Origin of the sequence: Acinetobacter sp. YH12156, assembly GCF_013418235.1 — a bacterium.
Taxonomy (GTDB): Bacteria; Pseudomonadota; Gammaproteobacteria; order Pseudomonadales; family Moraxellaceae; genus Acinetobacter; species Acinetobacter pseudolwoffii.
On record NZ_VPCL01000030.1, the window covers coordinates 1 to 2,618 of the forward strand.

The window sequence follows — 2,618 nt, forward strand, 5'->3', positions numbered from 1 at the left end:
CTTCACGTAGGTTTCATCCATGTGCCACGGGCAAAGATCGGAAGGGTTACGCCAGTACCAGCGCAGCCGTTTTTCCATTTCAGGCGCATAACGCTGAACCCAGCGGTAAATCGTGGAGTGATCGACAATCACTCCGCGTTCAGCCAGCATCTCCTGCAGCTCACGGTAACTGATGCCGTATTTGCAGTACCAGCGTACGGCCCACAGAATGATGTCACGCTGAAAATGCCGGCCTTTGAATGGGTTCATGTGCAGCTCCATCAGCAAAAGGGGATGATAAGTTTATCACCACCGACTATTTGCAACAGTGCCCGAAAATCTGCTTCTCTGTGAGAGTACGGGTTCGAGTCCCGTCGTCCGCACCACAAAGCCAAACATCCCTGCGATGATCGACCTCTGGGCGTTTGGTCGTGAGCCCGCCACCCTCGCGCTACGCTTTGCGCAGGCGTCGAAGGCGATCAGGTGCGCCCATCGATTCCGTCGAGCACCATCGCTGCGAGTTCATCGCTGGTGTGTGCACCACTATCGAGAACACGGGTTGTGCATGGAAGCCGTTCCCTTGCGGCCAAGCATCGGGCGACATTCGCTAATCGCCACTCTCGAATCTCCGCATTTCGATTCGGGTCAGGATGCATGGTCTGGTTCGCGATCCGGTGACGCAATAGGTCCTCGTTGAGCGTCAGAAAGATGTGCAGCAGCTGATCGTCGATCCGCCTTACCCCGTCGAGTATCTCAGTCAGATAGTCCGGGTGCACGAGCGTCATTGGGATGATGATGTCCTGCGAGTAATTCCTTCGAATCTCCCTGACCGCCGCGATCGTAAGTCCCCTCCACAAGGGGAGATCCTGATAGTCTCCGCTCGCTGGCATGGGGACCGTTTCTTTCACCACGAACCCGATTTCCTCGGGGTCAAAGATCAGCGATTTGGAACGCCGATCGCGCAGCCGCTTAGCGAGCGTCGTCTTTCCGGCGCCGAAAGGTCCGTTGATCCAGATTATCATTGTCGACGGCCTCTAACCTGAAGGCTCGCAAGAGCGCTCGACGGCCTCGTGCGGAGGCACGATCGGAGTGGTTCCGAAATGCTTCTCAAGATAGGTGACGCCGAACGTCACGATGTCCTGCGCGTCGAACAGGTAGCACTGAGCAAAGCCCACGACACCTTCTCGATGGCGACCGAGCTTCACGTAAGCATTTGCTATAGTTTCAACCGCATCCGGCTTTCCTTCGATAGCAAAGCAATCGAGAATGCCGTTTGAATCGTAATCCGATGCCGTTTTCCAGGCGACTTCACCGTCTCTTCCAAGCATCGGCATCTCATACGTCACCCACCGTTTGTTGGGGATATCGGCAACCGCCTCGGCGTAGTGCAATGCGGTAACGGAGTTTAGCGGCGCACCCAACAGCAGGGCCTTCCCGCCAAGGCGAACGAACCGCTCGACGGGCGATCCTTCCCCCAAGGCGTGACCGAGTTCGTGAGGCTCCGTCAGCGTTTCAGCCAGCGGACCAACCGCGACCATCGATGCATCGGGGTGCGCGCTGCGCCGCGCGCCGGGGGCTTGAACCAGAAATTGATTCAGCAGGCCGAACCCACGGTAAGTCCCGGCTGTTGCGGGATCGAACGGCAGCCAGGTACGGCGGGCTTCGTCATCCAGCCGAGCGCCATTCAGAGTCTCCTCGTAGGGTGATCGGTCCCACGACGCGTATCCCATCACAGTGCCAGTCGGCCCAACCGCGGAGCGTAACGCGGCAACGACCGTCTCCGCTCCTCCTTCGACCGGACCAATCGCTTTAAGTGAGGCATGCACCATCAAGAGGTCACCGGTTTGGACTCCGAGTTTTTGAAGCGCCTCCGTTATTGCCTTCCGCGTATGCATCGCGATATCTCCTCTAAACTGCAAAACACTATACCTATCGAGATATCACTCTACTATACCTATCGAGATATAGAGGTGGTCCCACTTGTTTGAACAACTAAAAGCGTATTTATAAGTGATATTCCGCTCTAGTTAAGCCACCTTGTTTTGTTGGGGTAGCTGATCATAGTAAAACTCATTTGGTGTCATTTTGTCTAGACTCGAATGAGGTCGTTTCAAATTATAAAACTCAAAATATGCACTTAATTGCTTTTTCGCATCTGTGACACTGCTATAAGCTTTGAGATACACCTCTTCATATTTAACGCTCCGCCATAATCGTTCAACCATCACATTATCTACCCATCGACCTTTACCATCCATACTGATTTGAATGCCATTTGATTTCAATACATCAATAAATGCATCACTGGTAAACTGGCTGCCTTGGTCTGTATTAAATATTTCAGGTCGACCATATTTTTCAATCGCTTCATTTAAAGCCGAAATACAAAAATCCACCTCCATACTAATCGATACCCTATGCGCAAGTACCTTGCGGCTATGCCAATCAATCACAGCACATAAATAAACAAAGCCTTTTGCCATAGGGATATACGTTATATCCGTAGACCACACGGCACTGTTGCAAATAACCACGAATGGTAAGCTGAAGACTGTTTTAGCTAAAGGTGCAGCATATGAATCCTTTCCATGGTCGGCATTTTCAGGGCGAAATCATTCTTTGGGCTGTGCGCTGGTATT

At 52.6% G+C, this 2,618-nt stretch carries 3 protein-coding genes and 1 pseudogene; all 4 read right to left on the minus strand.

Annotated features, from left to right (window positions below; genetic code table 11):
• Positions 1-249 (minus strand): IS6 family transposase (locus FTU87_RS14865; protein ID WP_180083713.1); only part of this gene is annotated, 249 nt, incomplete at its 3' end.
• Positions 250-458: 209 nt separating this feature from the next.
• Positions 459-1,001, minus strand: a complete 543-nt coding sequence (locus tag FTU87_RS14870) for an AAA family ATPase (RefSeq protein WP_000587837.1) — start codon at positions 999-1,001, stop codon at positions 459-461.
• Positions 1,002-1,013: 12 nt separating this feature from the next.
• Positions 1,014-1,874 carry an aminoglycoside N-acetyltransferase AAC(3)-IId gene (gene aac(3)-IId, locus FTU87_RS14875; RefSeq protein WP_000557454.1) on the minus strand — a complete coding sequence of 287 codons (861 nt, stop codon included), beginning with the start codon at positions 1,872-1,874 and terminating at the stop codon, positions 1,014-1,016.
• Positions 1,875-2,006: 132 nt separating this feature from the next.
• Positions 2,007-2,492 (minus strand): annotated as a pseudogene (locus FTU87_RS14880) (IS3-like element ISAba14 family transposase); the annotation flags it as partial.
• Positions 2,493-2,618: the final 126 nt, after the last annotated feature.